General features: G+C 70.1%; 20 protein-coding genes and 3 pseudogenes. 9 read left to right on the top strand and 14 right to left on the bottom strand.

Annotation, left to right across the window (positions count from 1 at the left end; all coding sequences use genetic code 11):
• The coding region (locus ABIC63_RS08490; RefSeq protein ID WP_354319426.1) for a transposase at positions 1-407 on the bottom strand (407 nt) is incomplete at its 3' end.
• Positions 408-520: 113 nt separating this feature from the next.
• Positions 521-943, bottom strand: a complete 423-nt coding sequence (locus tag ABIC63_RS08485; protein ID WP_354319425.1) for a helix-turn-helix domain-containing protein — start codon at positions 941-943, stop codon at positions 521-523.
• A 116-nt stretch (positions 944-1059) separates the two neighbouring features.
• Here ABIC63_RS08485 and ABIC63_RS08480 point away from each other — a divergent pair, with 116 nt between their 5' ends.
• The 6 genes and pseudogenes from ABIC63_RS08480 to ABIC63_RS29910 all read left to right on the top strand — a co-directional run.
• The gene (locus ABIC63_RS08480; RefSeq protein ID WP_354319424.1) at positions 1060-1464 is read left to right on the top strand and encodes a transposase; all 405 of its coding nucleotides are present in this window, start codon (positions 1060-1062) and stop codon (positions 1462-1464) included.
• Positions 1461-1793 (top strand): IS66 family insertion sequence element accessory protein TnpB, encoded by a 333-nt coding sequence (tnpB, locus tag ABIC63_RS08475; RefSeq protein WP_354319423.1) that lies wholly within the window; start codon positions 1461-1463, stop codon positions 1791-1793. The genes ABIC63_RS08480 and tnpB overlap by 4 nt, the downstream gene beginning before the upstream one ends.
• Positions 1794-1856: 63 nt before the next feature.
• Entirely contained in the window at positions 1857-3458 is a 1602-nt protein-coding gene (gene tnpC / locus ABIC63_RS08470) for an IS66 family transposase (protein ID WP_502935855.1), read from the top strand.
• A 33-nt stretch (positions 3459-3491) separates the two neighbouring features.
• A complete protein-coding gene (locus tag ABIC63_RS08465) occupies positions 3492-3866 on the top strand; it encodes a helix-turn-helix domain-containing protein (protein ID WP_354319422.1) in 375 nt (124 codons plus the stop codon).
• A gap of 718 nt (positions 3867-4584) precedes the next feature.
• Positions 4585-5082, top strand: a complete 498-nt coding sequence (locus ABIC63_RS08460) for a hypothetical protein (protein WP_354319421.1) — start codon at positions 4585-4587, stop codon at positions 5080-5082.
• A 244-nt stretch (positions 5083-5326) separates the two neighbouring features.
• Positions 5327-5795 (top strand): annotated as a pseudogene (locus ABIC63_RS29910) (IS21 family transposase); the annotation flags it as partial.
• A 23-nt stretch (positions 5796-5818) separates the two neighbouring features.
• On the opposite strand, the gene ABIC63_RS08455 reads toward ABIC63_RS29910, so the two are convergent.
• From ABIC63_RS08455 to ABIC63_RS08440, 5 genes and pseudogenes are all read right to left on the bottom strand, one after another.
• Positions 5819-6061: a hypothetical protein gene (locus tag ABIC63_RS08455; protein WP_354319434.1), complete on the bottom strand. Its 243-nt coding sequence runs from the start codon at positions 6059-6061 to the stop codon at positions 5819-5821.
• An 80-nt stretch (positions 6062-6141) separates the two neighbouring features.
• A pseudogene (locus ABIC63_RS29905) lies at positions 6142-6972 on the bottom strand (DNA cytosine methyltransferase); the annotation flags it as partial.
• Positions 6973-6987: 15 nt separating this feature from the next.
• Positions 6988-7530 (bottom strand): annotated as a pseudogene (locus ABIC63_RS29900) (PAS domain-containing protein); the annotation flags it as partial.
• 143 nt (positions 7531-7673) lie between these two features.
• Positions 7674-9923, bottom strand: coding sequence for an ATP-dependent DNA helicase (locus ABIC63_RS08445; protein WP_354319419.1), 2250 nt, complete (start codon positions 9921-9923; stop codon positions 7674-7676).
• Between the two features lie 31 nt (positions 9924-9954).
• Positions 9955-11181, bottom strand: a complete 1227-nt coding sequence (locus ABIC63_RS08440; RefSeq protein ID WP_354319418.1) for a CynX/NimT family MFS transporter — start codon at positions 11179-11181, stop codon at positions 9955-9957.
• A 503-nt stretch (positions 11182-11684) separates the two neighbouring features.
• Here ABIC63_RS08440 and ABIC63_RS08435 point away from each other — a divergent pair.
• Positions 11685-13019, top strand: coding sequence for an iron-containing redox enzyme family protein (locus ABIC63_RS08435; protein ID WP_354319433.1), 1335 nt, complete (start codon positions 11685-11687; stop codon positions 13017-13019).
• Positions 13020-13099: 80 nt separating this feature from the next.
• Here the strand turns inward: ABIC63_RS08435 and ABIC63_RS08430 are convergent, their stop codons facing one another.
• The gene (locus ABIC63_RS08430; protein WP_354319417.1) at positions 13100-15907 is read right to left on the bottom strand and encodes a hybrid sensor histidine kinase/response regulator; all 2808 of its coding nucleotides are present in this window, start codon (positions 15905-15907) and stop codon (positions 13100-13102) included.
• Between the two features lie 84 nt (positions 15908-15991).
• A complete protein-coding gene (locus ABIC63_RS08425) occupies positions 15992-16888 on the bottom strand; it encodes a LysR family transcriptional regulator (protein WP_354319416.1) in 897 nt (298 codons plus the stop codon).
• 151 nt (positions 16889-17039) lie between these two features.
• Here ABIC63_RS08425 and ABIC63_RS08420 point away from each other — a divergent pair, with 151 nt between their 5' ends.
• Together ABIC63_RS08420 and ABIC63_RS08415 are read left to right on the top strand one after the other, a co-directional pair.
• Complete coding sequence (locus ABIC63_RS08420) at positions 17040-18029, top strand: tripartite tricarboxylate transporter substrate binding protein (RefSeq protein ID WP_354319415.1); 990 nt, start codon at positions 17040-17042, stop codon at positions 18027-18029.
• A gap of 8 nt (positions 18030-18037) precedes the next feature.
• On the top strand, positions 18038-19678 hold the full coding sequence (locus ABIC63_RS08415; RefSeq protein WP_354319414.1) for an FAD-dependent oxidoreductase: 1641 nt from the start codon (positions 18038-18040) through the stop codon (positions 19676-19678).
• Here ABIC63_RS08415 and ABIC63_RS08410 read toward each other — a convergent pair.
• From ABIC63_RS08410 to ABIC63_RS08390, 5 genes are read right to left on the bottom strand one after another with little or no spacing between them, the layout of a single operon-like run.
• Entirely contained in the window at positions 19660-21087 is a 1428-nt protein-coding gene (locus ABIC63_RS08410) for an efflux transporter outer membrane subunit (RefSeq protein ID WP_354319413.1), read from the bottom strand. The genes ABIC63_RS08415 and ABIC63_RS08410 overlap by 19 nt on opposite strands.
• A gap of 2 nt (positions 21088-21089) precedes the next feature.
• A complete protein-coding gene (locus tag ABIC63_RS08405) occupies positions 21090-23096 on the bottom strand; it encodes an ABC transporter permease (protein ID WP_354319432.1) in 2007 nt (668 codons plus the stop codon).
• A complete protein-coding gene (locus ABIC63_RS08400; RefSeq protein WP_354319431.1) occupies positions 23090-24238 on the bottom strand; it encodes an efflux RND transporter periplasmic adaptor subunit in 1149 nt (382 codons plus the stop codon). The genes ABIC63_RS08405 and ABIC63_RS08400 overlap by 7 nt, the downstream gene beginning before the upstream one ends.
• 14 nt (positions 24239-24252) lie before the next feature.
• Positions 24253-24888, bottom strand: a complete 636-nt coding sequence (locus ABIC63_RS08395) for a hypothetical protein (protein ID WP_354319412.1) — start codon at positions 24886-24888, stop codon at positions 24253-24255.
• A gap of 33 nt (positions 24889-24921) precedes the next feature.
• Entirely contained in the window at positions 24922-25572 is a 651-nt protein-coding gene (locus tag ABIC63_RS08390; protein ID WP_354319411.1) for a nickel uptake transporter family protein, read from the bottom strand.
• Between the last annotated feature and the right edge of the window lie 54 nt (positions 25573-25626).

Raw genomic sequence — 25626 nt, 5'->3', positions numbered from 1 at the left:
CCGCCACGCCGGGCGGCGTCGATGCTGGCTGCCAGCAGCGCTTCGATGCCTTCTTCCCCCACGCGCTGGCGCCAGCGCGTGAGGCTGGACGGATCGATGGGCAGTTCGGTCTGCAGGTAGGTTTCACCGCAGAAGAACTGCCAGTAGGGGTTCTCGACCCAGGTGTTGACCACGGCTTCGTCGGAAGCATCGAAGGTGTGCTGCAGGTACAGCAGCCCGGCGACTAGGCGCGATGGCAAGGCAGGGCGGCCGCGCCCGGAGGTGAAAGAGACCGCGAACGTGCGCTCGATCTCGGCCCAGTCGATCAGTGCCGCCAGCTTGACCAGCGGGTGCTTCATGTTGATCTGCTCGTCCAGCCTTGGACGGAACAGCTCGGCCGTTTGCGGCTGCGAAGGCTTCGGGCCCATCGGACTCCTCGGAGGAATTTGCAAGAAACAGCATCTGCTGATGCTTATACCTTGCAAATCCCGCGCCCGCCCGGCTGACAAACTTCCTGCCAGATCAACGGCTTATGGGTTGTTCAGGGCGGACTACCTACGCGATATCGCACCTCACCCGAGATCATCTGTATGAACTTCACGCCGGCTTTTTGAGCGGACAGGTAAGGACCTGCCTCATCCATGACCGTTACCAAGTAGGGTTCAAGGGCCCGTCGACCGAACAGCTTTGGCCCAAGCAACTGATAGCAGTAGCCATCCGCCACACCTTCTCCCTGAATGGCTAGCCCTTGCCCTGAGAGCACGTGGCTGAAATTTATACGGCAGTCGGGATCCACGAACAACAGCGTGACGGGCACGCCAAGTGCAGCAGCAATCCGCTCCAGCATCTCTACCGATGGATTGACTAAGCCACGCTCGATACGCGACAGCATGGAGCGAGAAACCTCGGCGTTGCGCGCGAGCAGGCCTCCAGACGCGCCGGACGCCAATCGCAATGATTTCACTTGGGCCCCAATCCTCCGAGCGCTAGCGCTCACTGGCGTGACATTCTCCCGCTGCCGTGAGCGCACCAAGGTAAGCGTCCGGCGAAGTCATCTTGAAAGCGCGATAGGAGCAAAGGATGCTCGTGTCCACCAGAACTCTTGGTGGACACGTGGACACTACCGAACAGCAGCCCTCGCCAGGCCGTCGGCGCCGACGGCTGCATAGCGACGAATTCAAGGCCGACGCTGTGGCCGCGGCCTCGCAGGCCGGTATGTCGATGGCCTCGGTGGCCTTGGCGCGCGGGATCAATGCCAACTTGCTGCGCCGCTGGGTCCGCGAGGCCGAGTTGCCGCAAGCCGTGGTGACGGGCCAGCCTGCAACTTCTGCATCGACATTCGTCCCGGTCCGAATGACTGAGCCTGTCGCGCAGCCGACGGAGATACGTATCGACGTGCGCCGCGGTGCGACGACGATCACGGTGTCCTGGCCGATGACGGCTGCTGCCGAGTGTGCAGGCTGGATGCGTGAGCTGCTGCGGTGATCCGCATCGAGGCGGTGTGGCTGGCCGTACAGCCGTTGGACATGCGCGCCGGGACAGAGGCCGCCTTGGCCCGCGTCGTCAACGTGTTCGGCCAGGCGCGCCCACATCACGCGTACCTGTTCGCCAACCGGCGCGCCAACCGCATGAAGGTGCTGGTGCATGACGGCATCGGCGTATGGCTGGCAGCGCGGCGCCTGAACAGCGGCAAGTTCGTTTGGCCGAAGGAAGGCGCGGCCACAGCCGCTCTCAGCCAGGCACAGTTCGATGCCCTCGTGCTGGGCCTGCCGTGGCAACGCGTCGGCGAGGCCGGCGTCATCCGGGTGCTGTAACGCTGCGCAATTGCCGAATCTGCCGATGGACCAGAGCGCCATGGGCCGGCACGATCACGACCTGTGATCGCCCCGCAGCAACTCGACGCCCTGGACCCGCAGCAGATGCGCCAAGCGCTGCTGACGCTGATGGCCGAGATGGCGGCCAAGGACGAACTGCTCGCGCGCCATGCGCGCGAAGCCACCTTCAAGCAGGCGCTGATCGACAAGCTCACGCACGAGGTGGCCAACCTGCGGCGGCTGAAGTACGCCGTCACCAGCGAGAAGTTCTGCGCTGGCATGAGCGCCGAGCAAAAGAGCCTGATCGAAGAGACGCTGGACAGCGACATCGCGCAGTTGACGGCCGAACTCGAACAGGCCGATGAAGAAGCGCAGGGCGCCAAGGACAAGAAGGCCAAGCAACGCCCCAGGCGCGAGCCGCTGCCGGCGCACCTGCCGCGCCGCGACGTGCACCACGAGCCCCAGAACACCGCCTGCGCCTGCGGTTGCGCCATGAAACGCATCGGCCAGGACGTCGCCGAGCGGCTGGACTACGAACCCGGCGTGTTCACGGTGGAGCGCCACGTGCGCGGCAAGTGGGCCTGTGCGCATTGCCAGAAGTTGGTGCAGGCCCCGGTGCCCGCGCACGTCATCGACAAGGGCATTCCCACCGCCGCTCTGCTGGCCCAGGTGCTGGTGGCCAAGTTCCTCGACCATCTGCCGTTGTACCGCCAGGAACGCGTCTTCGAGCGCGCCGGCATGCTGATCGCGCGTTCCACCTTGGCGCAGTGGGTCGGTGAATGCGGCGCGCGGCTGCAGCCGCTGGTGGACGCGCTGACGCACGAGCTGCTGCGCCATGATGTGCTGCATGCCGACGAGACGCCGGTGGGCATGCTCAAGCCGGGCAACAAGAAGACCCACAAGGCCTACATCTGGACTTACTGCACCACCAGCTTCAACGCGACCCGGGCCGTGGTGTTCAACTTCGCGCAGACCCGTGGCGGGGAGAACGTGCGCGGCTTCTTGCGCCAGGACGGCAACGGCGAACAGGCTTGGCGCGGCACGCTGGTGACCGACGGGTTCTCCGGCTACAAGGCCAGCTTCGAGCGCGGCGTCACCGAGGCGGGATGCGTCGCGCATGCCAGGCGCAAGTTCCACGAACTGTGGGTCAACCACGCTAGCAAGGTCGGCCACCAGGCGCTGAGGTACTTCCAGGTGCTCTTCAGGATCGAAGAGGACCTCGCCGCAGCCACGGTCCAAGAGCGACGACGCGTTCGACAACGCAAGTCGCGAAGGGTGGCCGCAGCGCTGAACAAATGGCTGCTGGCACAGCGCCAACTCGTGCCGGACGGTTCGGCCAGCGCCAAGGCCATCGACTACAGCTTGAAGCGATGGAAGGCGCTGACGCGCTACATCGACGATGGCGACGTGCCCATCTCCAACAACTGGGTCGAGAACCAGATCAGGCCGATTGCACTTGGCAGGTCAAACTGGCTGTTCGCCGGCAGCCTACGCGCGGGCCAGCGTGCCGCAGCGGTCATGAGCCTGGCTCACTCAGCCAAGATCAACGGCCACGATCCGTACGTCTACCTCAAGGACGTGCTGGAGCGGCTGCCCACCCTGCCTGCCAGTCGGATCGGAGAACTGCTGCCGCATCGCTGGAAGCACGCGGCCGCCGTCCGCTGAGCCTGATTGGCGAAGTCAAGATGACTTCGCCGGATGCTTACGCACCAAGGCTACAGGCAGCTGCTGCCGCTGCGTCGAGGGAAAAGGAGAAGGACAAAAGTGTTTGGCCATGTGGAATATCTTCCGTGGTCAAATATTACACAAGACCGGACCATCGTGTCCATGCCGATGGTCTCGCGAAAGTACGCCCTTGATCCCGCGCTCGTGGCGCTGGGCAATGCGATTCGCTCGCTTAGGCTGCAGCGAGGGATCTCTCAGGAAGATCTTGCCCACCGAAGTGGCCTAGACCGTTCATACATGAGCGGCATCGAACGCGGGGTTCAGAATCCAGGAGTAATGAATGTCATCCACATTGCTGCTGGGCTAGGTATTTCGATGGAAGAGCTAATGGCTACCGCCAAACTGTGAGCCCGCTTCACCGCTTTTGCAGGTCTAGGAATAGAAACGTAGAGGCAGGGCGCTGACGCGGCAGACCAGGCACCAGGGCTTCGAACTGCGCCGTTGTGAGCGACAGCAAGGGCGTCGCGCTCGTCGTGCCTGGTCAGACGAATCGCACGGCGCTAAGCCTGCGCCCCGCCCACTACACGCCGAAGCCGTCGTGCACGAGCAGCTTGACGCGCGTGCCGCGGGTGTTGGCGAGCAGGTAGTTAAGACAGAGTTCGACCTTCACCCGACGCCTGCGGGTTTGAGCTTGCTGAGGACGCGTTGGATCTCGGTGACGGCGTCATTCTTAGTTGTATCTACGCACACCTAATGGCGCCATTTACCATGGCGTTCAAGCGGTCGGCCGAGTACGACCAACCTCGTTACGGACCCTGGAAGTCGCTGGGCGGCGGCTTTGCGTTCGACGTCGACGCGGAACTGGAGGTTACGGCCACGCTCAGCCCTATTTTGGGCACGCAGTCGAGGGTGATCCGCATCGTTGGCTTCCTGCTGCGGCTCGAAGTTAATCCAGTGCTGCGGCTACCGGCGCTGGCTACCGGGCACCCGCACGCTGGCGAATCGCCAGAACCTGCGACAGTCGTCAATGAGCCGCATGGGCACCTCCGAGTAGATGGTGAGCGGTCCACCCCTGCGCACAATAAGACATCTCACAGCCCACGAAGAACTCAGGAACGGACTGCTCATGAAAATTGACCGCGATTTGCAACGCAGCCTGCTGGAACAACTGCGCGACGACTATCCGACGATGAACCCCAACCTCATCCGCAACTTTGCAGGAGGGTTTCCGGAACAGGAGCGGAAGGTGGTCGCGAACCTTCTGTACCTTCAGGCGCATGGCCTGGTGGAGGCGGGTAAAGGCTTCGAGGTCGATGAAGAGGGCGACCACCGGTTCTGGGGCGTGCGCATCTCCGCGCGGGGCATTGACTTCCTTGAGCAGGACGGGGGCCTGTCGGCAATCCTGGGCGTGGTGACGATTCAACTGCATGACGACACTATCAAGAGCCTGATCGAGGCGCGCATTGAGGCATCGGATCTGCCCCCCCCAGAAAAGAAGCGATACCTTGATCAGCTTCGCGAGCTGCCAGGTGAGACCACAAAACACCTCGCACTGAAGCTCGTGGACCTCGGGCTTGAAAAGCTTCCGCAAGCCATCGCGTTGATTGGAAAAGTCCTGGGCTAGACAGTCGACAGAACTCGATGAACCCAATGACCCATTTGCGGTCACCACGATGAGGCTTGTTGCGGCCGATGATGCGTATTTCGGCCCATCCGTGACCGCCCCTTCCGGGATCGTGACCGATTAGTCCGGAGCCGTGACCGGCGAGGTCTGGGGGAGTGAAAGGGTTGCGTATGACTAACCCGCAGGGCCATGGGCTGCCGGCCTTTTGCAGGAGCGCCGATGGCCGCCAACGATGGACATACGCATGATCAAGGATGTACTGCGACTGAAGCTGCACGGCGGCCTGTCGCATGGGGCAATCGCCCGGAGCCTGTCGGTCTCCAAGAGCGTGGTGGCGAAGTACGTGGCGCTGGCCAGCGCTGCGGGCCTGAACCGCTGGGACGCTGTCGAAACTCTGGGTTTGGCCGAGCTGGAACGGCGGTTGTTCGGCATCTCGGCCGAGCAGCGTCGCGTGGCCCAGCCCGACTTCGCCCGCGTGCACGTCGAGCTGCGCCGCAAGGGGGGTGACGCTGACGTTGCTGTGGGAAGAATACCGCGCCGCCCACCCCGGCGAGCGCACCTGGGGCTTCACCCAGTTCTGCGAGCACTACGAGCGCTACGCCAGGACGCTCAAGCGCTCCATGCGCCAGCAGCACCGCGCCGGCGAGAAGCTGTTCGCGCACTACGCCGGGCCCACCCTGGCACTGGCCGACGGCGCTCGCGGCCAGGTGCGCGAAGTGCTCGCGCGCATCGCCGATCACCCGGTCAGCCGCATCGAGGGGCTGCTGCGCATGCCACTCGTCGGAGTCCTCCCACGCGGACAACTGTGTCCGTACCAGAAACATCCGTGGACAAAGATGACGACTCTATGCCGCTTCAACACAATGTCCGGCTTACCGGGCAGTTCGGCCTGACGAAGTCGAAACCGCCGACCGAGGCGATGAAGCAAGCTAGGAACTGCAAGTTCCGGTGCCGCGTCCTTTGCCCGAACAGCCGCCATATTGCGGCTTCGCTGCTCCGATGAGATCTTGCCCATCAGAAACACTCGAACGCAACGAGCAATCAGATCGCGGGGTAAGGCTATTCCAAAGCCGCTCCACGCCCAGCCGACGCGGTGCTTTGACACACCGAGAGCAGGCCTTGACGGAGCGAACCGGCATGGGCTGCGATGAAGGGCGGCGGAAGGGCGTTACCAATCATCAAGGCGATCGCCTCCTTGCCGTGGGAGACATCAAACCGATAGTCGGAAGGAAAACCTTGAAGCAGCGCAGCTTCACGCAACGTAATAGTTCTATTTTGAGACGGATGAAGGAACCGCCCCTTGGACGGGTTGTGGCACCCGCTGGTGATAGTGGGCGACACGTCATCCCATGCCATCCGCCCATACACGTCCTTAAAGCCGTCGCTACGCAAATGGCAGGCAAGCTGGTGCTCGCGCCCAAGATCAGAGCGACTACCGCCATTCTTGGGGATTAGCTTGATAAGGTCTCGAACCGCCTGCGACCGATTCTCCGGAATAGCGTGAAGTTTGTCCTTCGTGCGCGACGGAGGAGTCAGGCCGCTCAACGCTTGGCGTACAGTCACACGCTGCTGCGCTGCAGGCGCCAAGGCGGGAGTGTGGACGCGTGACGCAAGCATGATGAGCCGCTTACGCCGCTGCGGCACTCTGTAGTCGGCCGCATCAAGCACATGAACAATGACCTCGTAGCCCAGCGAGATGAGCTGATTCCTCATTTTTGTGAAGCGCCCATCCCGACCAAGAGAAGGAACGTTCTCAAGCATTACCGACTTCGGATTCATTGCCTTCACGAAGCGAAGGAAATCCGACACCAAGTTATTTCTATCGTCCTGAACATAGGTCTTCTGGTTCCTGGTTCGAAGGCGCGAAAAACCCTGACATGGAGGGCATCCTGCCAGCGTGTTGGCACGCGCACCGGCGTTCCAGCTCACGACGTGGCCGCTCGGGTCGAGCATGAAGATGGCGTAGTCCTTGACGCTGTCCACCAGGAGCCGGAAGCGCTGCTCGCTGGCGCGGATCTCCTCCTGCTGACGCTGCCGGTCGGTGAGATCGCGCGTGACCTTGACGAAGCCCAGCACCTGGCCCTGGTCGCCGTCGATGCGCGTGATGGTGACGCTGGCCCAGAAGCGCGTTCCGTCCTTGCGCAGGCGCCAGCCTTCCTCCTCGTACTTGCCGACCTGGACCGCCACGGCCAGTTCGTGCTCCGGCCAGCGCCGCGCCAGCAGCTCGGGCGGATAGAAGATGGAGAAATGCCGGCCGATGATCTCGTCGGCCTCGTAGGCCTTGAGGCGTTGCGCGCCGCGGTTCCAGCTCAGGATCACGCCGTTGGCGTCGAGCATGAAGATGGCGTAGTCCTCCACGGCCTCCACCATGCGCCGGTAGTCCGGAGCGGGGGTCGCGGAGCGGCGGGGCAGCGTGCTGACGCTGCCCAGGGATGGCGGCTTGTCCATGCAGGTAGGCGTTGAGGCGGCGCCCGAACTCTGCACGCACCGACCCCGCAGGGTCAACCGGCAGCCGGCGAATTGGCGATTCATCCTACAAGCCGGCGCCAAAAGGCTGCGTATCGACCCGCCGTGTTCGGCCAGGGAGAAAGCTAGGGTGCCGTGCCGCCCGTCACCTGCCACCAGCGGGGCAGCAGTGCCAGCACCTCCGGCCGCGCGAAACGGTCGTCGAGCAGATGGACCACCCCAGTGTCCTGCTCGGTGCGCACCACCCGCCCCGCCGCCTGCACCACCTTGCGCATGCCGGGATAGAGGTAGGTGTAGGCATAGCCTTGGCCGAACATCGCTTCCATCCGCTCGCGCAGCACCTCATTGGGCTCATCGTGCTGCGGCAGACCCAGGCTGGCCACGAAGGCGCCCACCAGCCGGTCGCCGGGCAGGTCCACGCCTTCCGCGAAGGCGCCGCCCAGCACCGCGAAGGCGATGCCCCGGCCGGCCGGGGTGAAGCGGGCGACGAAGTCCGCGCGCTCGCGCTCGGACATGGCCGGCGACTGGCGCCACACGGTCACTTCGGGATGCGCACGCGCAAAGGCCTCGAAGGCCATGTCCAGGTACGCGAAGCTGCTGAAGAAGGCGATGTAGTTGCCGGGTCGCTGCGCAAACTGCCGCCCCATCAGCGCCGTCACCCGGGGCAGCGAGCGAGGGCGGTCGCGCAGACGGGTGGAGACGTCACGGGCCACATCCACCCGAAGCTGCTCTGCGCGGAAGGGCGAGTCCACCTCCAGTTCCACCGCATCCTCGGGCAACCCCAGCAGATCCCGGTAGTAACCGAAGGGCGCGATGGTGCCGGAGAAGAGCACCGCCGTGGACGCGGCCGCAAAGCGTGGACGCAGGAAGCCGGCCGGCACCAGGTTGCGCACGGTCAGCGACAGCGGCTCGCCATGCGGCGTGTTCGCGACCTCGAAGACCGAATGCGGACCGAAGACATCGGCCAGCCGCACCACGGCCAGCAGCTCGAAGAACAGCGCCTGCAGCGGGCCCGGCAGCTCCGACGACGACTGGGCCGCCAGCTCCGACAGGGCCGCAACCGCATCGCCCAGGCTGCGCACCAGCGGCTCAGGAAGGACGGTCATGGCCGCATAGGCGCCGGCCTGCGCCTGGGCGAGCTGGCGCCATTCGCGACGCACCCGACGCAGTGCGGCCTGCACGAAGGCGGGCGCGGCGGCGTCGGCCTGGGCGAGCAGACCGTGCACCAGCGTCGCCGAGTACATCGCACGGGCGCGGTCCACCAGGTTGTGGGCCTCGTCGACCAGCACGGCCACCCGCCATTCCTCCTCGCGGGCCAGCGCATAGAGCATGGCGCTGCCGTCGAAGTAGTAGTTGTAGTCGCCCACGACCACATCGCTCCAGCACACCATCTCCTGCCCCAGGAAGTAGGGGCACACGCCATGGCCGGCGGCGATGCGGCGCAGCGCCTCGCGGTCGAGCCAGCGGGCCTCGGCGGCCTCGGCCCGGGCCGCCGGCAGACGGTCGTAGAAGCCCTTGGCCAGCGGGCAGCTGTCGCCGTGGCAGGCCGCGCCCGGCCGCTCGCAGGCCGCCTCCCGCGCCGTCATCTCCAGCACCCGAAGCGCCCGGCCCTGGCCGAGTTGCCGCAGGGCATCGAGCGCAACCTGCCGCCCCGGCGTCTTGGCCGTGAGGAAGAACACCTTGTCCGTGCCATGCGCCGCCAGGCCACGCAGCAGCGGATAGGTGGTGGCCAGCGTCTTGCCGATGCCGGTGGGCGCCTGGGCGATGAGGCAGCGCCGCCGCGCGGCGGCGCGATAGACGTCGCGCGAGAGCTTGTGCTGGCCGGTGCGGAAATCGCCGTGCGGAAAGACCAGCTCCGCCATCTGCGTGTCGCGCAGCGTGCGGTGGGCCTCTTCCTGCTGCGCCCACCGTGCGTAGGCCTCGCACATGGTCTGCAGCGCGGCCTGCAGCGCCTCGGCCTGGCACTGCTCCTGGAGCACCGTCTCCTCGCCGCTGGCCAGGTCGAGGTAGACCAGCGCGACCGTGATGGAGGACAGCGCGTCCCGCTCGCACAGCATCGCCGCATAGGTCCTGGCCTGGGCCCAGTGAAGCGCACGATGGTTGCCCTTGATGCGCTCGAACTCGCCGCGAAAGGTCTTGATCTCCTCGACCCGCCGCTGGCCGGCGTCATAGCCGTCGGCGCGACCGCGCACCTGCAGTCCGTGCACGACGGTCTCGAGCGCCACCTCCCGCTCGTAGCCCGGTCCGCGCCGCGACTGCACCAGCGTATGCCCCGCCTGCCCCTCGTGCGCGGTCGGCGCCGGCACGAAGCGGATGTCCAGATCCCCGGCCTTGGCCGCGAAGGCACAGAGCGACTTGACGGAGACGCGAGGCATGTCGAAGAACGCGGCAGGACGGCTCGACTGATCAGCGCGGCAGGGCCGCCGCCTTCACGAAGCGCGCGCGCCCGGCCCCCGCGCCGGCCAGCACGAGCGCCACGCCAAGGGCCCCGAACAGCAGGGCCGACGCGCGGAAGCTGCCCGTCCAGGCCCGCAGCAGGCCGACCAGCATCGGCCCCGTGGCGGCCACCAGATAGCCCACGCCCTGCGCCATGCCGGAAAGCTGGGCGGCGACCCGCGCATCGGGTGAGCGCATCACGATCATCGTGAGCGCCAGCGAGAAGGTGCCGCCCTGCGCAATGCCCAGCAGCACCGCCCATCCCCAGATCCCGCCCATCGGCGCAAACATGCACGCCCACAACGCGCCCACCGTGAGCACGGCCAGCCCCACGGCCAGCGCCACCTGGTTGCGCTGGCGCTGTGCCAGCGTAGGCAGCACCAGGCAGGTCGGCACCTGCACCAGCACCGACAGCGACACCACGAAGCCCGCCGTCGCCGCCGCCAGGCCCCGCTCGCGCAGCATGGGCGCCAGCCACCCCATCACCGAATAGGCGAGGGCCGACTGCAAACCCATGAACAGCGTGACCTGCCACGCCAGGACGTCACTCCACAATCCACGCACCCGGAAGCCGGACTCGCCCGCATCCCGCCGTGTCGACCAGGCCCGCGGCACCCACAGCACCAGGGCCACCGCGGCCGGGAGGGTCCACATTGCCAACGCGCCCTGCCATCCCAGCCCCAGCGCCTGCTGCAAGGGCACGGTCAGACCCGCACCGCAGGCGGCGCCGGCACAGACGGCCATGGTGTAGAGGCCCATCATCAGCGCCGTGCGACCGTCGAAGTCGCGCTTGACCAGCGCGGACAGCAACACGTTGGCCACCGCGATGCCGATGCCTGCCATGGCCGATGCGACGAACAGCAGCGGCATTTGCGCCGAGCCGCGCAGCAGCGTGCCGGCCGTGATGAGCCCCATGCAGGCCAGCAGCGTGCGCTCGAGCCCCAGGCGCCGACCCAGCCAGGGTGCCACCATGGCGAAGGCACCGAGGGAGATCACGGGCAGCGTGGTCAGCGCGCTGGCCGCAGCCGCCGACATGCCCGTGGCCGCCACGATGTCGGGCAACACGACCGACAGGCTGGAGAACACCGGTCGCAGGTTGAAGGCGATGAGCACGATCGACAGGGCAAGCAGCCCCAGGCGTTGGCGGTCGGCGAGGGGGCGGCGGACGGGCGAGGAAGCGGCGTGCGAGGTAGACATGCGAAAGAACCGGCCCGGCAAGATGCGCCGGTCCGCGTGGTCAGGCACTGCCTGCTGGAAAGAGACGCCGGCGGGTGGCCCGCGGGAGGCAGGATGCTGCCACAGGCGGGCCACGCCGGCCTTGGGCGCGGCGAAAGTCCATGGGACTGCCGCTGCGACCGTCTTCCTGGGTAGGACGTCACCGCCCCTCGGCGCGCGCCAGGGGCGGGCCGGGTGCGTAGTCCGAGGGTGGGGGGTCGGTCCGCGCCGACAGCCAGCCGGGCCGCCCCCCTGCCCGCGCCGCGCGTTCTGGCAGGGAAGGTTGACCTATGCAGACCCAACAACTTGCCGTGACGGCCTCAGAAGAGACAACCGCGCCCCGAATGACGACGCCCCGCGCCCTGCTGCAGGCCCGGCCATCGGCCGACGCTGCGAACGAGGACGGGCACCAACTGGCGCAAGGCGCACGTGAGCTCTACGAGTCATTGCTTCATGCCAACGACCGCCCCGATGCGGGCTTGCGCATGCAGGCCCGCGCGTTTGTCGAGCGCTGGCGAGAGGAGATGCGGGGTCGGCCGTGCGATCTGCCGGACTCGCCGGACGGTCTTGCCGCGTGGCAGCAGGCCAACCTGGCGTCCACCGGGGCGGCGTACCAGGCCTACCTGGCGGAGCGCAAAGCGGGCAGCCCGCGGCGCTACTTCGGCACCCGCTCGCATGCCCTGAACTTCCTGAGGGCGGTCGCGCCCACCAAGCTGGTCGATGGCGCCTGGCTGTATGGCCTGCTGCCGGACGCCGCCAATCCGCATCTGAACGATCTGATCCTCACCTATGTCGAGGAACTGGGCGATGGCGATCCGGACAAGAACCATGTGCTGCTGTATCGGCGCCTGCTCGACTCGATGGGCATCGTGGACTGGGCCGAGCAGCCCGACGAGGCCTATGTGCAGGGTGCGCTGCAACTGTCACTGGCGGCCTGCACGGCCGATCTGCTGCCCGAGGTGATCGGCTTCAACCTCGGCTATGAGCAACTGCCGCTGCATCTGCTGATCACCGCCTACGAGCTGGATGAACTGGGCATCGATCCGACCTATTTCACCCTGCATGTCACCGTGGACAACGCCGCCGGCGGCCACGCGCAACGAGCGCTGCGCGCTGCGGTGGAGAACCTGCCTGCCCTCGCGGACCGCGAAGCCTTCTGGGCTCGCGTCGCCGATGGCTACATGCTGAGCAATGCCGGTCAGGGCACGACCGATGCCATCGCCGCTTTCGACGGGCATGAAGCATTGCTGCAGGTGCTCGGCGGCCGCGCCACAGAGGGCAGCCTGGCGCATTCCGACTACTGCCGCATCGAAGGCCGCACGGTGAACCAGTGGCTGGCCGATCCCAAGGCCATTGGCGGCTTCGTGGCTGCGCTGGAACGCAAGGGCTGGCTGGTACGGGGCTCCGACCCCGCGCAAAGCCGTTTCTGGGCGCTGCTGCAGGGCGACCACGCCAGCATGTTCGGCGTTTTTGGCGATTACGAACTGCAGGTCATCTACGACTGGATCCGCGGCACTGCGGCGAAAGACGGCGCGCCCTTCGTCCGCTCGGGCCCGGGCGCAAGGCCGCCTGCACCGCCTCGCGCCTTCCGGCACGGAAGACGGGCCCGCCTCGGCGAGGAACCGGTCTCGCTGGACATGTTGGCCGAGGACGGCGGCACCCTCGATCCGGATCTGGCCGAACTGCGGCAGGTGCTTGCAGGCAGTGGTGGCGCCGATCGGGGCGCGGTGCTCCGCCGCCTGCTGGGACCGGCGCTCCACTGGGGATCGGCGGGGCTGGAAGCGACCCGACACGTCGCCAAGGCGCTGCGCGCCGCCTGAGCCGCCAGCTGGCAACTGGCTTTACCCGCGCCTCGGTTCGGGAACGGCCAGTCCACGGGCCAGTGCCGCCGCTTCTCTGATCAGGCGTCTGGCGTGACGTGGCGCAGGGCGTCGAGTGCGCGCAACCGCGCGAGGAGGATTTCCACCTGCGCCGGCTTGGCGAAATGGTCGTCGAAGCCTGCCGCCAATGCTTTGCTCCGGTCGGCTTCGCGGCCATAGCCGGTCAGCGCAATCAGCGCCATGTGGGCGGTCCGGGGTTGCGCGCGCAGCCGCGATGCCAGTTCGTGGCCGCTGAGGCCCGGCAGGCCAATGTCCACGATCGCCGCGTCCGACGCCTGCTGCAGCAGGGCCTCGAGGGCGGCTTCGGCCGAATACGCCACCCGTACGGCATGGCCTTCCAATTCGAGCCAGCTCGCCAGCGAGTCGGCGGCGTCCTGGTTGTCGTCCACCACCAGCACCGACAGGACACGCGGCGCCTGCCCCAGGACCAGCGACGGCTCCGCCGGCGCTGGCGACGCGACATGCAGTGGGAGGCGAAGCTCGAAGGTGCTGCCGCGTCCCGTCCCCTCGCTGCGCACGGTGATCGCGCCGCCGTGCAGATGCGTCAGGCTCTGCGCAATCGCCAGGCCCAGCCCAAGCCCGCCCGCGGCACGCTGCAGCGGCTGCTCGCCTTGCACGAATCGCTCGAAGACCCGCGGCAGCAACTCGGGGGCAATGCCGATGCCCTCGTCGATGACCTGCAGCACCGCCAAGGGATGCGGCCCTGCCGTGTGCACGGTCAGCACGACGCGGATCGCCTTGCCGGGCTCCGTGAACTTCGCGGCGTTGTTCAGCAGATTGCCGACCACCTGGGCCAGCCGCAGTGGATCGCCCTGCACCGGCACGGGGTCGGCGGGCAGCGTGACGTCGGGCATGTCGCCGCGCTGCTGAAGGGCGGGAAGCGTGAGCTCCAGTGCCCGAGCGACCACGTCGCGCAGGTCCAGCGCCTCGGCACGCAGGACGACCTTGCCCGAGACGATGCGCGACACATCCAGCAGGTCGTCGACCATGCGCGACAGGTGCCGCACTTGCCGCTCGATGATCTGCCGCTCGCGCGGGAAGGCCTGCGGGTCGCGGCGCTGCACCAGCTGCAGCGCCAGCGCGATGGGCGCGAGCGGGTTGCGCAACTCGTGGCCCAGCATGGCCAGGAATTCGTCCTTGGCCTGGTTGGCGTCCTCGGCCTGCTTCTGCGCCGCGCGTGCCTGCGCGAAGAGGCGCACGTTGTCCAGTGCCAACGCGGCACGCTGGGCCAGGTCGTTGATCAGTGCGCCGTCGTCGGCGGTGATGCGGCGGCCCGACTCGGCCTGCAGCACGGCCATCGCGCCGATGGTGCGCCCGCGCGCGATCAGCGGCACGATGCAGCCGGCCGTGATACCGAAGGCGAGCACGAATTCGCGCAGCTGCGGATCGAGCGCATCGGGCATGCCCTCGTCATCGAGGTTGTGCAGAAAGGTGCGACCGGTGGCCACGGCCCAGGGAAAAGAGCCCGGGGCGTCCGCCGGCGCGGCGCGGGTCTCCACCAGGGCCGCGATGGTCGCCGTGCGCGCCGGATCGAAGTGATGCGTGAGCTTGCGCTGCAGAACGCCATGTTCGTCCAGCAGATCGATGCGGCAGAGGTCGCCCACGGCAGGCACGATCAGCGCGGCGATGGCACGCAGCGTGGCATCTTCCTCCAGCGATTGCGACAGCACCGCGCCGGCGCTGACGAGTTGCGCCAGTCGCTGCTGCGCGGCCTGCGCGGCGGTGCTGGCCGCGCGCTCGGCTTCCAGCAGCTGCTGCCGCTCGGCCTCGCTGCGCCGTCGCTGCAGCGAAGCCGCAGCCAGCGCATCGGCCACCGCGTCCACCTCGGGCACGCGGGAAGGCTCCGCCGCGACGGGCTCGCCGCGCCCCAGCGCATCGGCCTGCTGGCGCAGCCGGGCCATGGGGCGCGTGACGCCGCGCGAGATCCACCAGGCCGCCAGCGCACCATAGGCCAGGGAAACGAGCAGGCCGCCCAGATAGGCCAGATAGGTGCGGCGCAGCGGCGACTCGGCCAGGTCGGCCGAAGCGCCCAGCACCACGAACCACGGCGCCGACTCCAGCCGGGCCACGGCGGTCTGCGAGCGCACGCCGTCCAGGTTGGTCGACACGCCCACGGCATCGGGCGCATCGCCCATCTCGGTCAGCAGGCGGCGAAGCGTGTCGCTCGGGCCGCTGCCGCGCAATCGGGCGTCGTCGATGTTGCGCGCCACGCGGCGCTCGCGCGAGTCGAACACCGACACCGACCAGCCCTCGGGCACGCGCTGGCGGCCCAGAACCGCCGTGATGGCCTCGGGCCGCACGACGGCGGTCAGCACCTGGATCGTCAGCCCGTCGCGCACCACGGGCACACGCACCGCAAACGCCAGACGGCCACGGGGGCCGGGCACCATTGCCCCGACGGCGGGCTGGCCGGTGCGCAGCACCTGGGCCAGGCTGTCATCGTCGACCACGCGCTCGAGCGCGCCTGCGGCGGCACTCTCGGTGTTGAAAAGCAGGCGTCCATCCGGCGCGGCCAGCAACAGCGCCATCCATTCGGGGTGCGACCGACGCACGGCAGTGGCCAGCCTCACCGCCTGCGACAGGCCGGCGCCGGAACTGGTGCCGAGCGGCTCGGTCAGGGCCAGCGCGCCGAGCGCGGCGATGGTCAGCCGTAATTCGCTGTCCACCGCCGTGGCGACGGCACGGGCGACGCCCAGGGTGGTGGCCCGGTGCTGGGCCTGCTGGCTTTCGGCCAGCGCGTGCAGCGCCATGCCGCAGACGATGGCCAGGGGAAGGATGGCCATCGACGCGATCAGCATCAGCCGGCCCTGCATCGTGATGATGCGCATGCGTCTCCTCAGGGGATGTGGCCGGCCGCCGACGGGCGCGGCGGGGCGATTGTGCAGCAGGCCCCCGGCCGCCGTGCGCCGGGGTCATCCCGGCGCTGCCAGCGCGGCGAACTCCTCGTCCAGCAGTTGCATGAAGGCCCGGCCGAGCATGGAGAGCGGCCGGTGCGTGTTGCTGGCGGCCAGCAACGCAAAGGCGGGCGCCTGGGGCACGGGCACCAGCACCAGACGGCCTGGCGCGAAGGTACGCGCCGACAGGTCGTCGACGAAGGCCACGCCGGCGCCGCTGGCCACCATGGCGCAGGCGGCGTGGCCAGAGCGCACCTCCACCGCACGCCGCGGCACGATGTCGCGCTCGGCCAGCCAGCGGTCGATGACCTGGCTCTGGGGCGCCTCGGGGCTGTAGAGCACGAGCCGCTCACGCAGCGCCGCATCGAAATCGAAGACCGGTGCCGCCAGCAGCCGGTGGCCTGGCGCGAGGGCACACATCAGACGCCACTGGCCGATCTCGCGCAGGTCGAGCACGGGATGCTCCAGGGGCGCCGAAGAGACGGCGAGGTCCGCGTCCTCCGCCACCAGCAGCTTGACGATCTCGCGCGTCGGCAGCGCCTCGAAACCGACCTGGGCATCCGGAAAGCGCGCCAGCAGCCGCGCCGTCGCACGCGGCACCAGTTCCAGCGCCGTGTTGGCACTGGAGAGCACGCGCAGCGTCGCGTGGGCACCGAAGCGCAGGTGCTGCGCCACGTCCTGCACATGGCGCACGCCCCGGTAGACCTTGTCGACCTCGACCTGCAGCGCCCGCGCCTCCGGCGTGGCGAAGAGCCGGCCATTGCGCCGCTCGAACAGGGCCACGCCCAGCTGCAGCTCCAGGTGCCGGACCAGGCGGCTCACGCCCGGCTGCGACACATGCAACAGGCGGGCCGCCCCGGTGATCGAGCCGGCGCTCATCACGGCCCGGAAGACTTCGATCTGGCGCAGGTTCATGGCGAGGGGCCGAGGCCACGAAGGCCAGAACAACAGAGGTTCATCGACACGCCCAACCATAACAGCCAGGCATGCCCCGCCAAAGCCTTGGTATTGGGCGCCGGGGCCAGCGGTTCCTAGCATCGGTGCCACACCTTCCAAGGAGACAACCATGCAACGAATGCTTCGCCGCCGCTGGCTGGCGATGGCCGCCGCCACCGCCGTCGGCACCGCCGCCCTGACATCCACGGCCTGGGCCCAGAGCTATCCCTCCAAGCCGATCACCCTGGTGGTCGGCTTCGCGCCCGGTGGCTCGGGCGACATCCTGGCGCGGCTCATGGGCGACGCCCTGGGCAAGGCGCTCGGGCAGACCGTGGTGGTGGACAACCGCCCCGGCGCGGGCGCCACCATCGCCACCAGCTACGTGGCCACCGCCCCGGCGGACGGCCATACGCTGCTGTTCGTGACCAGCGGCTTCCCGGGCAGCACCTCGCTCTACCCCAGGCTCAACTACGACACCGTCAAGACCTTCGCGCCGGTGGCCAAGGTCGGCGCCTCGCCGGTCGTCGTGGTGGTGCCAGCCGCCTCGCCCTTCAAGGACTTCCGCGCCGTGCTCGACGCCGCACGCAAGTCGCCCGGCAAGCTCAACTACGCCGCGGGCGGCGGCGGGGCCACCACCACCAGCCTGGCGGCGGAATTGCTCAAGAGCGACGCGAAGGTCGACATGCAGATGATTCCGTACAAGGGCTCCGGCCCGGCCCTCACGGCGCTGCTGGCGGGCGAGGTGGACCTGGGCTTCGACATCCCGTCCAGCGCCCTGCCCCACATCCAGACCGGCAAGCTGCGCGCGCTGGCCGTGACGACGGCGAAGCGCTCGGCCGTGCTGCCCGGGGTGCCCACGGTGGCCGAGCTGGCGCTGCCCGGCTTCGAGGTGACCGGCTGGTTCGGCATCCTGGCCCCGGCCGCCACACCGCCGGCCATCGTGGACCGCCTGAACCGCGAGGTGAACGCCGCCCTGGCGCAACCGGCCGTGCAGCAGCGCCTGCAGGCGCTGGGCGTGGAGCCCGGCGGCGGCACCAGCGCGGCCTTCGGCCAGTTGATCGCGTCCGAGACGGTGCGCTACGGCGACGCCATCCGCCGCCTGGGGCTGCGGGCCGAATGACGCGCGCGGTGCACGCAGGGGCTGGTGTGGGCCATGAGCTGCAGGCCGACCTGGTGGTGGCGGGCGGCGGGCTGGGCGGCATCGCCGCCACCCTGGCCGCGCTGCGCCAGGGGCTGCGGGTGGTGCTGGTCGAAGAGCTCGACTGGCTCGGCGGCCAGCTCACCGCGCAGGGCGTGCCCTTCGACGAGCATCCGTGGATCGAGCATGTCAGCGCCTCGCTCAGCTATGCGCAGCTGCGGCAGGGCATCCGGGCCTACTACCGCGACCACCTGCCGCTCACGCCCGAGGCGCGGCTGCATCCGCGACTCAACCCGGGCCAGGGCAACGTCAGCACGCTCTGCCACGAGCCCTGGGTGGCCGTGCGGGTGATCGACGCGCTGCTGGCGCCGCACGAGGCGGCGGGCCGCCTCGTCGTGCTGCGCGAGCACCGCATCGATGCGGCCGAGGTGCAGGGCGACACCGTGCGGGCCCTGCATGCCTTCGACCTGCGCGAAGGCCGCCTGCGTGTGCTGCAGGCCCCGATGTTCATCGACGCCACCGAGATCGGCGACCTGTTGCCGCTTGCCGGCGTCGAGCATGTGTTCGGCGCCGAAGCCCGCGCGCAGACGGGCGAGCCGCATGCGCTGGACGAGTCCGATCCGTACGACCAGCAGGCCATCACCTGGTGCCTGGCGGCCGAGCTTCGGCCGGGCGAGGACCACACCATCGAGCGCCCGCGCGACTACGACCGCCTGCGCACGCTGCAGCTGCCCTGCTGGCCCGGCCCGCAGCTGAGCTGGACCCTCAGCGACTTCGTGACCCACCAGCCCCGCGTGCGCCCGCTGTTCGTGGGCCCGACCGATGAAGAGGGGCTGTACGACCTGTGGCATGCGCGCCGCATCGCCTGGCGCGGGCACTTCGCACCGGGCGCCTATGCCAGCGACATCACGCTGGCCAACTGGCCGCAGATGGACTACTGGGAGCAGCCGGTGGTGGGCGTGGACCGCACCGCACAGCAGCAGGCCCTGCAGGCCGCGCGCGAACTGAGCCTGGCCTTCTTCTACTGGATGCAGACCGAGGCGCCGCGCCACGACGGCGGCGAAGGCTATCCGGAATTGCGCCTGCGCGGCGACGTGCTGGGCACGGCCGACGGCCTGGCCAAGCAGGCCTACTACCGCGAAGGCCGCCGCATCGTGGCGGAATTCACCGTGCTGGAGCAGCACATCGGCGTGCAGGCCCGCCCGGGCGATGACGGCGCCGAAGTCTTCGCCGACAGCGTGGGCCTGGGCGGCTACCGCATCGACCTGCACCCGAGCACACGCGGGCGCAACACGGTGGACATCGACGCCTACCCGTTCCAGATCCCGCTGGGCGCCCTGCTGCCGGTGCGGGTGGACAACCTGCTGCCGGCCTGCAAGAACATCGGCACCACGCGCGTGACCAACGGCGCCTACCGCGAACACCAGACCGAATGGAGCATCGGCGAGGCCGCCGGCCTGCTCGCCGCCTTCGCGCAGCAGCGCCGCACCCTGCCGCGGGCCGTGCGCAGCACACCGGGCCTGCTGGCGGACTTCCAGCGCCTGTTGCAGCGCCAGGGCGTGATGCTGGCCTGGCCGCGCTTCGGCGCACTCACGCCGACGCTGCGCACCGGCTACCAGACGGCGCGCTGAAGACCGGGTGCGCGCCAGCCGCCGCCCAGCACGCGGTAGAGCCGCACCTGCATCTGCAGCAGGGCCTGGTGCAGCGAGGCCGCCTCGTCTTCGGCCTGGAAGAGCGTGCGCTGCGCGTCCAGCAGGGCCAGCGCGTCGTCGGCCCCGGCGCGCCAGCGCGTCTCGGCCAGGCGATGGGCGCGGCGGGCCTCGGCCAGCGCGCCGGCCTGCGCCTCGCGCCGGGCCCGCAACGCAGCCTGCGACTGCAGCGCTGCGTCGACCTCGGCGAAGGCCTGCACCACCGCGTGCCGGTACGCGGCCAGCCGCTCGTCCTGCACCGCCTCCGCCTCGTCCCGTTCGGCCGCCAGGCGGCCACCGTCGAGCAGGGGCGCCACCAGCCCCGCCGCCAGCGCATAGGCGGGATCGCGCAGCAGCGTGCGCGACGAGGCGCTCTCGGCGGCGAGGCCGGCGGTCAGCGTGATCCGGGGCCAGCGTGCGGCTTCCGCGGCCAGGCGCTGCGCGTCGGCGGCGGCCAGCAGGGCGGCCGCGCGGGCGATGTCGGGGCGGCGCGCCAGCAGCGATGCGGGCAGGCCGGGGGCGACCGCAGGCAGGGTCAGTTCGGACAGCCGGCTGGTCGGCGTCGGGCCCGGGTCGGGTCGGCCCGTCAGGACCGTGAGCGTGGCGCGAAGCTCCGCCCACCGCTGGTGCAGCGCCTGCACCTGGGCGCGCTGCGCCTGCACCAGGCCGCGCTGCCGGCTGGCTTCGAGGGCGGTGGCACGCCCGGCCCGCAGCCGCACCTCGGTCAGGGCGGCGATGCGCTCGGCCGCTGCCTGGCTGGCTTCGCCGAGCCGGATGCGCTCGGCCAGGCCCGCGGCCTCGAGCCATGCATCGGCTGCTGCGGCCGTCAGCAGGAGGCGCAGCGCCCGCGCGTCGAGCGCGCTGGCCTGCACGGCGGCGTGCGCCGCGTCGCGCCCGGCCTCCAGGCGGCCCCACAGGTCCCATTCCCAGGCCGCGCTCAGGCCCAGCGCGTGGCGCGGCTCGGCGTCGACCGCCTGCCCGCCGAGGCCGCCCTGGCCGCGGACCTGCACCTGGGCCTCCAGCGCGGGCCAGCGGCTGGCGCCGGCCTGGCGCGCCCGAGCCTGCGCCTGCCGCAGCCGTGCCGCCGCGGCGGCCAGATCGGGCGAGCTGGACTGCACGCGCGCGACCAGGGCGTCGAGTTCGGCGCTGCCGAAGCGCGTCCACCAGCCCTCTTCGGCCGGCAGGGCGCCGGAGGATGCCGGATCGGCGGCCGACCACCGCTCGGGCAGGACCGGCGCCACAGCCCGGCCGGCCGGTGGCGCCGGCGCGGCGCAGGCGGCCAGCAGCCCGGCCAGCGCCAGGACCAGTGCACGCGCGCCGGGGCGGCGCGCCGTGGGCAGGAGGTGTCGCATGCTCAGTCTCCGGCCAGGGCCACGACCGGGTCCAGGCGCGACGCCGAACGCGCCGGCGCCCAGCCGAAGACCAGCCCGGTCGCCAGCGCACAGGCGAACGCGCCGGCCATCGCGCGGACCGAGAACACCACCGGCACGCCGCTGGCGACCAGCACGGCGCCCGTGATGCCGCCGGCCAGCACGCCGGCCACACCACCCGCCAGCGTCAGCAGCACCGCCTCGGTCAGGAACTGCCGCTGCACGTCGCGCTGGCGGGCGCCGACGGCCATGCGGATGCCGATCTCGCGCAGCCGCTCGCGCACCGTCATCAGCATCACGTTCATCACGCCGATGCCGCCCACCACCAGCGACACGGCGGCGATAAGGCCCAGCATCATCGTCATGCTGCGGCGCGTCTGGGCCTCGGCCTGCAGGCGCGCCGCGGCGTTGCTGATCTCGAAATCGGCGCGGCCGTGGCGCGCCAGCAGCAGGCGGCGGATGGCCGCTTCGGCTGGCGCCACCTGCTGCGGCGAGGCGGCGGCGACGACCGTGTAGTCGGGCTGGGTCTGCACGCGGTAGACGCGGGCCCGGCCCGCGCGGTAGGGAATGAAGACCATGTCGTCGTAGCTTTGCGCGCCGGACTCGGCGCCCCGCTCGGCCAGGGTGCCGATGACCTCGAAGGGCGAGTCGCCGATCAGCAGCTGCCGGCCCCGCGGGTCCGGATCGCCGGGAAAGAAATGCGCCTTCGCCCGATGGCCCAGCACCACCAGCGGCGTGAGCGCACGGTCCTCGGCCTCGGTGTAGAAGCGGCCCTGCGCCAGCGGCCACTGGTGCACCTGGGGCATGAACCATTCGGCCGCGAACACGTAGACCTGCCGCTCCAGCCGGCCGCGGCGCACCGGGATCGGGTCGCCGATGACGGGCATGACATGGGCCACGTCCGGCAGGCCGGCGATGGCCGAGAGGTCCTCGTCGGTGATCCGGCCCGGCGGCCCCCCTTCGGCCGGCGCGCTGCCGCCCAGGTACATGATGGTGGTGCCCAGGGTGCCCATCTGCTGCACCACGCGCTGGCGCGCCCCCTCCCCCACGGCCAGCATGACGATGACCGAGGCCACGCCGATCACGATGCCGAGCAGGGTGAGGCCGGTGCGCAGGCGGTTGCGGCCCATGCCGCGCCAGGCGGCGCGCGCGGCCTCGCCCAGGTCGGCATGCCAGGGCCGGGCCGGCCCGGGCGAGCCGGGCGACATCGGAGCGGAAGCGGCCTGCGTGCCACCGGCCGCGGCCGATGCGGCCGACGCCGACGATGCCGCGCCCGGTCCCGGGCCATCGGCCACGATGCGGCCGTCCCGGATCTCCACCACGCGGCGGGCCTGCTCGGCCACGCCACGGTCGTGGGTGATGAGCACGATGGTGTGGCCCTCGTCCGCGAGCTGGTGCAGGAGTGCCATCACCTCGGCGCCGCTGGCGCTGTCGAGCGCGCCGGTGGGCTCGTCGGCCAGCAGCACGCGGCCGCCGTTCATCAGCGCCCGGGCGATGGCCACGCGCTGCTGCTGCCCGCCCGAAAGCTGGTGCGGCCGGTGGCCGGCCCTGTCTGCCAGGCCCAGGCTCGCGAGCAGGGCCTGCGCCCGCTGCGCGCGCGCTGGCGGTGGCAGGCCGGCGTACAAGGCCGGCAACTCCACGTTCTCCCGCGCCGTCTCGCTGGCGATCAGGTGATAGCCCTGGAAGACGAAGCCGAAGGCCTCGCGGCGCAGCCGGGCCAGCGCGTCCGGACTCAGCGAGGCGACGTCACGCCCCTCGAAGCGGTAGTGGCCGGCGCTGGGCCGATCCAGGCCGCCCAGCAGGTTCATCAGCGTGGACTTGCCCGATCCGGACTGGCCCACGATGGCCACGAATTCCCCCGCGCGGATCTCCAGGTCGATGCCATGCAGCACCTCGGTCTCGGGCTGGTCACTGCTGCCGCCGCCGTAGCGCTTGCGCACGCCGGCCAGCGCGATCAGCGGCGGTGCCGCCCCGGACGCCGCGCTCACCATTGCAGCCACGCGGGCCACCGGGGCACCTGCGTCTCGCCGACGATCAACTGCTCGCCTTCGGCCAGGCCCTGCGTCACCTCGGCCAGGTGGCGGCTGCGCACGCCCAGCTGCACCTCGCGGACCTGGGCGCCGGTGCGTGCATCCAGCACCCGCAGCTGGGTGCGCCCGGGCTGGCCGGGCACCGGCTGCAGCGCCGACAGCGGCACGGCCACGGCCTGCGGCGCCTGCGCCACGCGCAGGCCGACCTGGGCGGTCATCTGCGGCAGCAGCGCGCCGTCGGCGTTGTCCACGTCGAAGAGCACGGTGTAGGTCACGGCCTTGGTGGCGGCGGGCGCGGCGGCAGCACCCTCGGCACTCTTGTCCGCCAGCGGCGGGGCAGGCAGCACCTGCCGCACGCGGCTGTGCCAGCGCCGGGGTTGCGCCTGGTCTTCGCCACCCAACGTGGTGAAGCTGGCCGGCATGCCGGCGCGCACGCGGCCGATGTCGGCCTCGGAGACCTCGGTCCACACGGTCATGGTGGCCAGGTCGGCGAGGCGCAGCACGCGCGGCGTCTGGTAGGTGGCGTTGAGGGTCTGGCCCTCGCGCGCCTCCACGCCGATCACCGTGCCGTCCATGGGCGCATAGATGCGGGTGTAGCCCAGGCGGGCTTCGTCGGCGCGCTGGGTGGCGCGGGTCTGGGCGATCTGGGCGCGCCACTGGTCCAGGCGGGCGCTGCGCACCGCCAGCTCGGCCTGCGCGGTCTGCACGTCCTCGCCGCGCGTGGCGCCGTCGGCATCCAGCCGCTGCTGCCGCGCGGCCTGGTCGCGGGCCAGCTGCCATTGCGCTTCTTCCTCGGCCAGCTGCGCGCGCAGGGCCTGCAGCTGGGCACGGCCGGCATCGACCACGGCCTGCTGCACGCTGGGGTCGATCTCCACCAGCAGCTGGCCCTGGCGCACGGTGTCGCCGGCCGCCACGTGCAGGCGGCGGATCTGCCCCGAGACCTGCGCCCCCACGTCCACGAAGCGGCGCGGCTGCAGGGTGCCGATGGCGGTCACGCTGGCCTCCACGTCGTGGCGGCGCACCGTCTCGGTCTGGTGCTGCACGGCGGGCTGCGCCATCCATGCCGTCAGGCCCGCGCCCGCGGCCAGCACCGCGGCGGCCATGATCCAGCGCCGCTTCACGGAGACGTCACCTCGAAGCTCAGCGTGGCGCTGTGGCGCACCTCGTCATAGTCCTGGCCCTCGAAGCGCGCCTTGCCGCCATCCACGCTCGCTGCCACGGACAGCACATAGAGCCCGGGAAAGGGCGTGCCCAGCGTCACCGTTCCATCCGCATCGGGCCGCAGCAGCCGTTGCCAGCCAGCATCCGTCTGCACCTCGACCTGGGTGGCCGCCACGGGGCGGCCCTTCCACATCAGGCGGAAGCGCCGGCCGCCCGGCTCGGTCGGCACCAGCTCCAGGTCGTTGATGGGCGACGTCTCCTTCCGGCCCAGGCGGGCCTGATGGTGGACCAGCACGCGCTGGCCCTCGGCCTCGACAGCGGTCAGGCGCAGGTCGCCGGCCGCCGCGTTGCCGCGCGCGATGCGGCCATCGGGCCCGGGCACGTGCGCGGCATCCGCACCGGGCGCGGCCAGCGCCTGCAGCGGTGGCAGGGCAAGGGCGGGCTGGTCGGGCGGACCGGCGCGAAGGCGCGCGCCCTGGGCCGTGGGCTGCAGCCAGAGCGGCCCGGCCAATGCCGGGGCGGCCGCCACCGAGAGCAACCCGGCGCCTGCGGCCAGCAGCGCCGCGTGCATCAACGGCGAGACGGCGCTCACTTCACGAACCCCGGCCGGACTGGCATTCCGGCCTCAGCGCGCCACATAGCTCAGCGTGGCGGTGTAGTCGACGGCGTCCACGCGGGTGCCGGCCACGTCCTGGGCATGGCGGTCGGTGTGGGCGGCGATCAGCACATAACGGCCGGCGCCGCGGTCCGGCACGGTGAGCCAGCCATCGGCGTCGGTCTGCAGGCGCCGGCTCCAGCCCGCGGGATCGACCACGGTCACGGCCCGGCTGGCCGCCGGCTGGCCCTTGAAGACCAGGCGGAAGCGGCTGGCCCCGGCCTGTTCGGGGACGAACTCGTAGTCGAGCACGGCGCGCGTGTCGCGCCGGCCCTCACGGGCATTGAAGACAGCCGCCTTGAGCACCCCGTCCTTGCCGCGCCAGGGCTTCCAGACCTGGTCGTTGATCAGTCGCAGGTCCGCATCCGCAGGCACGGAGGCCGCCAGCAAATGGTCCTCGCGGACCGCGAGCGGCAACGGTGCGGCGGCATCGGCCGCAAAGAGTCGAGTGCTGGCGCCCAGCCTGGCGACCTCGTCGCCGCGGTCGCGCTCGCCATCGACATCGCCGACGTAGACACGGGCCGTGCCGGGCGCGGTCCGCTCGATCCAGAGCTGGTGGGCCTGGGCACTGCCGATCGCGGCGGCAGCCAGGGCAAGGGCGAAGAAGGCGCGGTGGGCCATCGATGGTTCTCCGTGGAAATGGAAAGGAAGCGAGGACGCTGCGCGTCGTTGACG

The organism is Pseudacidovorax sp. 1753, assembly GCF_040544975.1.
Lineage (GTDB): Bacteria > Pseudomonadota > Gammaproteobacteria > Burkholderiales > Burkholderiaceae_C > Xenophilus.
Note: the sequence above shows the minus strand (reverse complement) of the source record. Positions and strands in the feature narration are given on the sequence as shown.

Excerpts from the sequence above, each read along its gene's own strand:
- ABIC63_RS08435 (WP_354319433.1), top strand. The coding sequence starts at position 11,685 with ATGCAGGCCCGCGCGTTTGTCGAGCGCTGGCGAGAGGAGATGCGGGGT.
- ABIC63_RS08410 (WP_354319413.1), bottom strand. The coding sequence starts at position 21,087 with ATGCGACACCTCCTGCCCACGGCGCGCCGCCCCGGCGCGCGTGCACTG.
- ABIC63_RS08390 (WP_354319411.1), bottom strand. The coding sequence starts at position 25,572 with ATGGCCCACCGCGCCTTCTTCGCCCTTGCCCTGGCTGCCGCCGCGATC.
- ABIC63_RS08445 (WP_354319419.1), bottom strand. The coding sequence starts at position 9,923 with ATGCCTCGCGTCTCCGTCAAGTCGCTCTGTGCCTTCGCGGCCAAGGCC.
- ABIC63_RS08405 (WP_354319432.1), bottom strand. The coding sequence starts at position 23,096 with ATGGTGAGCGCGGCGTCCGGGGCGGCACCGCCGCTGATCGCGCTGGCC.
- ABIC63_RS08460 (WP_354319421.1), top strand. The coding sequence starts at position 4,585 with ATGAAAATTGACCGCGATTTGCAACGCAGCCTGCTGGAACAACTGCGC.
- ABIC63_RS08455 (WP_354319434.1), bottom strand. The coding sequence starts at position 6,061 with ATGGCGGCTGTTCGGGCAAAGGACGCGGCACCGGAACTTGCAGTTCCT.
- ABIC63_RS08480 (WP_354319424.1), top strand. The coding sequence starts at position 1,060 with ATGCTCGTGTCCACCAGAACTCTTGGTGGACACGTGGACACTACCGAA.
- ABIC63_RS08440 (WP_354319418.1), bottom strand. The coding sequence starts at position 11,181 with ATGTCTACCTCGCACGCCGCTTCCTCGCCCGTCCGCCGCCCCCTCGCC.
- ABIC63_RS08400 (WP_354319431.1), bottom strand. The coding sequence starts at position 24,238 with ATGGCCGCCGCGGTGCTGGCCGCGGGCGCGGGCCTGACGGCATGGATG.
- ABIC63_RS08465 (WP_354319422.1), top strand. The coding sequence starts at position 3,492 with ATGCTTACGCACCAAGGCTACAGGCAGCTGCTGCCGCTGCGTCGAGGG.
- ABIC63_RS08420 (WP_354319415.1), top strand. The coding sequence starts at position 17,040 with ATGCAACGAATGCTTCGCCGCCGCTGGCTGGCGATGGCCGCCGCCACC.
- ABIC63_RS08425 (WP_354319416.1), bottom strand. The coding sequence starts at position 16,888 with ATGAACCTGCGCCAGATCGAAGTCTTCCGGGCCGTGATGAGCGCCGGC.
- ABIC63_RS08430 (WP_354319417.1), bottom strand. The coding sequence starts at position 15,907 with ATGCGCATCATCACGATGCAGGGCCGGCTGATGCTGATCGCGTCGATG.